This window comes from Candidatus Omnitrophota bacterium, from assembly GCA_016209275.1.
Lineage (GTDB): Bacteria > Omnitrophota > Gorgyraeia > Aquiviventales > Aquiviventaceae > JACQWM01.
The window spans coordinates 1-7,803 of record JACQWM010000035.1 but is presented as its reverse complement, the minus strand read 5'-3'; the positions used below and the strand labels follow the sequence as shown (position 1 = coordinate 7,803).

Genomic DNA, 7,803 nt, shown 5'->3' with positions numbered 1-7,803 from the left:
GCTCCGATGCAGGCGATCTTGCTGGAGCCATTCACCCCGACGAGCGAGCTGCTGCGCACCTGCGAGGCCGTCGTGCGCGTGCATGATCGGCTTGGCGACCGCAAGAACAAGGCGCAAGCCCGGATCAAATTCGTCGTCAAGCGATTAGGGCCTGAGGCATTCCGCAACGAAGTCTTCGCCGAGCGTGAGAAGCTGCCCAACGCTCCGTATCCCGGTATGGACACGGTGGATGTCGCTGAACAACCGCCGAACGTGATGGCGTCGATTCCATCACCGACGGTCAACGGGACATTTTCTCGGTGGCAGTTCACCAATGTGCTGCCGCAAAAGCAGCAGGGGTATGTGGTCGTGACGATCCGCCTGCGCCTCGGGGATATTTCCACCGCACAGATGCGAGGACTGGCCAACATCCTGCGCATCTATTGCGGCGGGCAATTGCGCACGACGATTGAGCAGAATCTGAGCCTGCGGTGGATCAAGCAGGAGCATGTCCACGCGTTGTTTAGCGAGCTGAAAACACTGGGGTTGGCCGAGACGGAGGCGAATCGTTTGTGGGATGTCACCTCATGTCCGGGCGCTGAAACCTGCCAACTTGGGATTTCCGCCTCGCGCGGCTTGGCCAGGGCGGTGGAGGCCAAATTGAAAGAGAAGAATCTTCAGGGCGAGGACATTGACACCATCCACATCAAGATCAGCGGCTGCCCCAACTCGTGCGGCCAGCACCATATCGCCGACATCGGCTTTTTCGGCGGAGCGCGGAAGGTCAACGACCATCTGGCCCCCCACTTTCAACTGATGCTCGGCGGCATGGCCGCAGAAGGAGTGGCGAAATTCGGCGAGCCCATCCTCAAGCTGCCCTCCCGGCGGATTCCTGAGGCGATCGTTGAGATGCTCACCCGCTACCGCAAGGATCGGCAGTCCGCGAAGGAATCCTTCCGCGAATTTTCCGCGCGCGTTGGGGCGGCGTACTGGAAGCCAGCACTCGAGCCGTTTACGGCATTGCCGGCATTCCAGGACTCCCCCGAAGCCTATCGCGACTGGGGCGCTGAGACCGAGTTTACGCTCGGCGGCATGGGCCCTGGCGAGTGCGCCGCCTAACTTCGAACTACGATATCCGATATCGCCTTAATATGATCTAGATCATGGAGTGGCCCTGAGCCACTCAGTACCCTAGTCATAATTACGCTAGACAGGCAGGTGAGAGTTTTATAGAATTCTACGAAGGATCATGCGGAGTCAACTGCTCCTTGTTGGGTTGAATCACCGCACCGCCGATGTGGCGGTGCGCGAGCAACTCGCGATCCCATCGCGGGAGCTTGAGGCTGTCCTCACCACGCTGCACAGAGACTTCGCGTTTAACGAAGTCGTCGTCCTTTCAACCTGCAATCGCGTTGAGTACTACGTGGTTTCTTCGCGCCCAGCCGAAACCCTCAGCGCCCTCCAGGACTTCCTGAGCCATCGCAGCCATCTGGCACCCGAGGCGATTCACCCCCACCTCTATATCCGGCAGGGCGATGAAGTGATCCAGCATGTGTTTCGCGTGGCGGCCGGCTTGGATTCGATGATTTTCGGCGAATCCGAAATTACCGCGCAAGTTAAGCAGGCCTATGCGGCCGCCTTGCAGCAGGGGACGACCGGCCCGGCGCTCAATCGGCTCTTCCAAAAAGCGTTGCACGCCACCAAGATCATCCGTTCGCAGACCAAAGTCGCCGAAGGCCAAGCCTCGATCGGATCGGTGGTTGCGACACTAGCCCGGCAACTCTTTGGTGAGCGGCTGGCCTCGTGCGAAGTCCTGTTGTGGGGAGCGGGTAAGGCCGCCGAAGCGACCACCAAACATTTAGTGGCCAGCGGGATCAGCCGGTTATGGATCGTGAATCGCACGCAGGCCAAAGCCCAAGAGCTGGCCTCGCGGTGCCAAGGCGATCGACTCTGCGAAGGCGGTTGGCTCTCGTGGGAGCGCGCCTTATCGCATTTGCAGCGCGTCGATATTGCCATCGTGTGCACCCAAGCCCCGCACTACGTGATTGATCACGAGGACATCAAAGCCGTGGCCGCGTTGCGTAGAGCGCGTCCACTCTGTGTGATCGATTTGGCGGTGCCGCGGAATGTGGATCCTTCCTTGAAATCGCACCCAGGGATTCATCTCTACAACATTGATGATCTTCAAGCGATTGCTGCTGAGAGTCTCACGCGCCGGCAGGAAGAGGTCGCGCAGTGCGAAGCGCTCATTGCACAGCAAGTGGCGTATTGTCGTCGAGGAACGTCCATCAACCAGCAAGGGGACACATGCCTATCCCGCGAATCGTTAGTGTCGGTTTGATTCTTGCCCTCAGCGTCACTGGCGTCGCCTCCGCCACGCTCCAAAATCAAAAAAGTTTCAAAGAAGCCTACCCTGATAAAGAATCCAAGGCGTATAACTGCAAGATCTGCCACGACGGCGCCATCGGCAAAGCCACCAATCTCAACACGTACGGGAAAGCCTTGCAGACCAGCAAGGGCGGCGTGGGCAAGGCGAAAGCGCTGACCGTTGAGGACTACCGCAAGATTGAGAACGACGATACGGATCAAGACGGCGCGTCCAATGTGAATGAGTGGAACGCCGGCACCGTTCTGTCGGATCCCGCCTCAAAGCCAGCAGAGACGGAAAAATAACTGGGTTTCAATCAAGGGGGAGGGAAACTATGAGATTTCGGGGCGTTCTGTTGGGGATTGTGGGATGCCTGTGTCTGGAGATCATTCAAGCCCCCTCGGCGTGGGCGATCCCCGCATGGGCTCGCAAGTATGGCGTCTCATGCAATGTGTGCCACCAACCGAACGTTCCCCGTTTGAGTGATTTTGGTCATCGCTTTCGAAAACTCGGCTACCGCGTGCCGGAAGAAGTCGGCAAGCAGCCGGAGTACAAGGAAATCGGCCAGTATATTGCCATGCGCGGCCGGATGCGCTACGACGTTGAGAACTTTGAGCGTGGCCGAGACACCAGCGGGTTCCGATGGAATGATGCGACGCTGTTTTATGCTGGCCCCGTCACGTCAAATCTTTCAAGTTTCTTTGAGCTGGAAGTGAATGAAAGCAATGAGCTTGAAGCCTTGGGCCAGTTTTCCTGGCTCTTCGGCGGTCCCGAGCGATACGCGCAGATCCGACTTGGGCAATTCCACTCCCTCTCCCGCGTCGGGTGGGCTGGTTTTGATCGGCCAAGCGGCATTAACACCGCCCAGCCCATCGGCAGCACGCTTACCAGTACGGCTGTGCCGTTTACGCTTGCCAAGGATCACCGCGGGCTCGAACTCTCTGTCGGGTTGAATCCAGACATCCGACTCATCGGACAAGTTCTCAACGGGCTCGATACCAGCGGCAGCGGGACAACTGGAACGCGAGACAACGATAAAAACAAAGATTTCCTCCTCGCGTATGAGCAGATGATCGGCAAGCGGGGCTCTGGGATCACGGGGGTGTTCTATCGCGGGACGTGGCACCAGGCTGCAGGCACCGTCGTCAGCGGCACCGCGCTCGCGGATGACGATGCCTTTACAAAGTTCAACTTCTATCGCTACGGCCTGACGGGCAGCTGGATCTTCGGCACGCCGTTCTGGGAGGACCATCAAAGCGAAATCCAAGGCGGCGCCATCTTTGCCCATGACGCAGGGCCGCGCTCGTACCCCGGAGGCAAGCCGGACGCCGATGGGCAGTCCTACTTTGTCGGGCTTGAGCAGTACTTCAACGACGCATCGCTTTTTGGACGCCTGGACTTCAGGAATTTGGAAGTGGTTGGCGGAGACAACTGGCGCCGCCGCTATACGCTGGGATTCGCGAAGCAGATCAACGATTACCTGCGCTTCGCTGCCGAGGGCTTCGTCAATGACCTCGAAAGCTCCAACGATAGTATTGGCGCCAACATCGAGGCGATGTTTAACTTTTAACTGATGGTGACACGCGCGCTCGTGGTCGGAGGTGTCAGCCTGGTGTTGGTGGGGGCAGCGCCGATGCTTCCGACCACGCGCGTCACCATTCAAGACCTCAAAGCGTTTCCAGATCGCTACGACGGACAGACCGTGTCGTTGGAGTGCTACTACGACAAAGAAAGCCCGATTTGGGTCAGCGCGCTGCCGAACGCGGATGAGTGGATTGGGTTTTTCGTGACCGGCAAGCCGGACAAGGCGCTGACGTGGACGGGAGAGTACTACAATTTGCTGTTTGCACCCGCTGCGCTGCGTGAAACGATGCGGGCGTTGCGCGGTGGCGACAAAATTACCATCATCGGCGAGGTGTTCCGCTATCACTCGACCAGCCTTGAGGGTGCAGGTATTCGTGTGCGGCAGCTGCTCCAAGGCTGGGGCCCCTCTTCGAAAGTCCTTGGCACGACCACGCCCCCTGCAGCCAGTCAGCCTGACGCGTTGGAATCCCCCACCGCCACGGTCAATGCCGCGTCCCCTCAGACTCCAGACCGCCTGAATTCGTCATCCGATAGCACTGGAAAGTACGCCGTGACCATCAACGGCAAGCGCTATGAAGGGTTGCGGTTTAGCGACCGGTATAATTTCGACGGCGTTGACTTCCAGGTGGATCCCATACAGGAGAGAGGCCAATGAGTATCGCGCGAGGCGGTGGGATCGGACTCGGACTCGTGATCATCCTCGGATCGAGTGGATTCGCGTTGGCGAAAGAGGCATCGTCGGCGGAGCAAACTCCGGGGGCCTCCAAGAAACCCCTCGCTGAATATGTCGGGACAGAAACCTGCGCGGGCTGCCATGTGAAGCAGCACGAAGAGTTCAAGCAGTCCACCCACGCCAGAATCGCGATCCCCGGCGAGACTGGTACCGCGCAGGGCTGCGAGACCTGCCACGGCCCAGGCAGCCTCCATGCGGAAGCCGGCGGAGGCAAAGGGGTCGGCGGCATCATCAATCCGAAGAACGACCCCAGCACGTGTTTGGAGTGCCATCTGGATAAGAAAGCGGAGCTGCGTCTTCCGTATCACCATCCGATCATCGAAGGCAAGATGGGCTGCGCCGATTGCCACAACGCGCACGCGCCCGAGGTGCGGCCGTGGTCTTCCACATCGCTGAAGGACATCAACGAAGCGTGTTTCAAATGCCACAAGGAGCAGCGCGGGCCGTTTGTCTGGGAGCATGAAGCCTTGCGCGAAGGCTGCACGGTGTGCCATAAAGTCCACGGGTCGATCCACGAGAAAATGCTCGTGGCGCGCGATAACAATTTGTGCTTGCGCTGCCACACCCAAGTGGCGTTTCCGACGATCGGAAAGCGCAGTCATAGCACATCCTTGTATCAGGGCACCTGTTTTAGCGGCGGATGCCATACCGCGGTCCATGGGTCGAACTTTGATGACCACCTGCGCTACTAACAGCTAGGGGGTGCTCGATGCGCATCGAACGATCGTGGGTGTTGATCGCGGCAGTTATCGGCGTCCTCGGCTTGCGCCTGCCGGAGGCCATGGCGGATGAGCCGGAGATTTCAGCCTCCGTGTTGCCTATCCGGTACGCCGCGGTCAGCGGCAGTGTGGGCAAATTCCGCGCCCACCACTGGATGAAAGCCGGGTTCGCCAGCGGCCTGAAAGACCTCACGGCGAAATTCGTCCTGCCCAATGGAACCACGGTGCATTCCGAGGCGCATGCCATCATCGATGAGAACGATCTGGGCGCGGCCATCGACATCGAGAAAGAGAACCTTGGGTTTGTGAACTTCGACTACACCGAATTTCGAAAATACTTCGACACCACCGGCGGCAGCAACCGGCTGCTGCCGGTGTTTTCCGGCACCGAAGCCGCCAAAGACCTCACCCTGGACATCGGCAAGTTCGGATTGGAGACTGGCCTGACCTTGGAGGGGTGGCCGGAGCTGGGTTTCGGCTATGAGCGGGAGTTCAAGGATGGCGCCAAGTCGCGGCTGTCCTGGCCCCAGGTCAAGGAAGGGACGATTACAAGGAAGATCGCGCCATCCTGGCAGGACATTGACGAGATGGTGGATATGTTTGCGCTGCATGCCAATGATGAGCTGGCCGGATTTACGCTGCACGGCGAGCAGCAGTGGGAGTTTGTCCGATCGGAAAACTATCGGGTGGAGGAGCAATTGGGCCGAACCGGCACGACCTCCGATAGCAAGATCCGACGCCAGGACCAAGCCCCCGAGAGCAACCTAATGACGACAACCTTGGGAGCCGAACGGCACTTTCTCGATGACCGCGTGTTCACCTCGGCCAGCTACCACTTCGCCCACCTGAGGAACCGGGAGTTCGAGTCGCTGCTCGAGTATGACATCAACGGGGTCTCAACGAACTACACCTACCCGGAGCAGAAGCCGAACAACCGCGCGGATAGCAGCTACAATAGCCATACCTGGGTCGGCAATCTCACCACCAGCCCATGGCAGTCCTTCACGTTCGGCACGCGGCTGAAGTCAGAGGTCATCTCGCGCCGAAGCAATTCGACCTACAACCATGATTTCCGGTATACCAACACCAGCGGCTCCGCCACGGCCCCCAACAGCATCGCCGATGCGACGATGTACAGCCTCAGCGACCTGAAGGCGGCGCGATGGGGCGAGAATATCTCGCTGCGGTATACCGGCTTGCCGCGGACCGCGCTGTACACCGAGCTTGAGCTGGAGCAAACGCGGGCCCTGATGCGCGAAGACCGTCGGGCCGTCGACGGCCCTGATACCGGCGATGGCACCACCAACGTGACCGAAACGTTCAACCGCGAAACCGTCGCGAGTATCCGCCGCGGGGTGTGGAGCCTCGGCGGGCAGGTGGCGCCGTGGCCGTTTTTGAACATCACCTCCCACCTGCGCCATGTCCGCAGCAACACCGATTACGACGATCAACGGGAAAGCGACCCGGGGACCACGACGGCGCGCTCGGCGTTTTTCGACGGGCAAGGCATCCAGACCGAGGAGTTCATGCTGCGCACGACGCTGCGGCCCTCGAAGTGGCTCCGCTCCTCTCTCCGGTACCAGCTGCGCACTGACAAATACGCGACGCGGGTGGAGACCGAGCCGATTGTGAAGACCGCGTCGCGCTCGCATATCTACACGTATGACGTGTCGCTGCAGCCGCATCGCGATGTGTCGGCCACGGCGTCGTTTTCACGGCAAAACGCCTGGGTGACAACGCCGGCGCGGTATTTTCAGACCATCCCGTTCGTCAACAACAGCTCCAACATCCCGACGTTCAAAGCCGACGTCAACACGTGGCTGCTCGGATTGGATTACACGCCGCCGGCCCCGGTCAGCTTCAACACCACGCTGCTGTATTCCTGGGCCGATAACTTCAATGATTTCTCCGAGGTCGGCCAGCCGTTTGGCGCGGAGTTCGACCGGTTGGACCTGACCACGGGGATGAAATGGCAGGTCAGGGATGGAACGACGGTGGGCACGGAATACGCCTTTTATCACTATAACCCTAACGACAACGTGGAGCCGGGTGACTATAACGCCCACGTGATTTGGTTCGACGTCTCGCAGAAATTTTAAGGCATGTGCCCACGGCAGGCGGTGACCCGGCGGGCATTTTTGAGCTATCTGCTGAAGGGCGGGGCGTTTGCGCTCTTTGGCGCCACGCTCTATCCTATCGCGCGTTACCTCTACCCCCCGAAGGGCACCGAGGTTTCAGTGTCGAATGTGGTGGCCGCCAAAGTGGGGGAGCTGGCGGCGAATGCCGCAAAAATTTTTCGATTCGGCAACCGGCCGGGGATTCTCGTCAACACGCCGCAGGGTCAATTGAAAGCCTTCTCCGCCGTGTGCACGCACCTCAACTGCACCGTCCAGTATGATGACGAGGCCAGCGTCATCTGG

8 protein-coding genes are annotated in these 7,803 nt (G+C 59.5%); all 8 read left to right on the top strand.

Annotation, left to right across the window (positions count from 1 at the left end; translation table 11 throughout):
* A partial coding sequence (locus HY737_05130) for a nitrite/sulfite reductase (GenBank protein ID MBI4597771.1) occupies positions 1-1,098 on the top strand: 1,098 nt, incomplete at its 5' end.
* Positions 1,099-1,228: 130 nt separating this feature from the next.
* A complete protein-coding gene (locus tag HY737_05125) occupies positions 1,229-2,320 on the top strand; it encodes a glutamyl-tRNA reductase (GenBank protein ID MBI4597770.1) in 1,092 nt (363 codons plus the stop codon).
* Entirely contained in the window at positions 2,287-2,652 is a 366-nt protein-coding gene (locus HY737_05120; protein MBI4597769.1) for a hypothetical protein, read from the top strand. The genes HY737_05125 and HY737_05120 overlap by 34 nt, the downstream gene beginning before the upstream one ends.
* Positions 2,653-2,681: 29 nt before the next feature.
* Positions 2,682-3,917, top strand: coding sequence for a hypothetical protein (locus HY737_05115; GenBank protein ID MBI4597768.1), 1,236 nt, complete (start codon positions 2,682-2,684; stop codon positions 3,915-3,917).
* A gap of 3 nt (positions 3,918-3,920) precedes the next feature.
* Positions 3,921-4,586, top strand: a complete 666-nt coding sequence (locus HY737_05110; protein ID MBI4597767.1) for a hypothetical protein — start codon at positions 3,921-3,923, stop codon at positions 4,584-4,586.
* The gene (locus HY737_05105) at positions 4,583-5,356 is read left to right on the top strand and encodes a hypothetical protein (GenBank protein MBI4597766.1); all 774 of its coding nucleotides are present in this window, start codon (positions 4,583-4,585) and stop codon (positions 5,354-5,356) included. The genes HY737_05110 and HY737_05105 overlap by 4 nt, the downstream gene beginning before the upstream one ends.
* 17 nt (positions 5,357-5,373) lie before the next feature.
* Positions 5,374-7,482, top strand: a complete 2,109-nt coding sequence (locus HY737_05100; GenBank protein MBI4597765.1) for a hypothetical protein — start codon at positions 5,374-5,376, stop codon at positions 7,480-7,482.
* 3 nt (positions 7,483-7,485) lie between these two features.
* Positions 7,486-7,803: Rieske 2Fe-2S domain-containing protein (locus HY737_05095; protein MBI4597764.1), on the top strand; the 318-nt coding region annotated here is incomplete at its 3' end.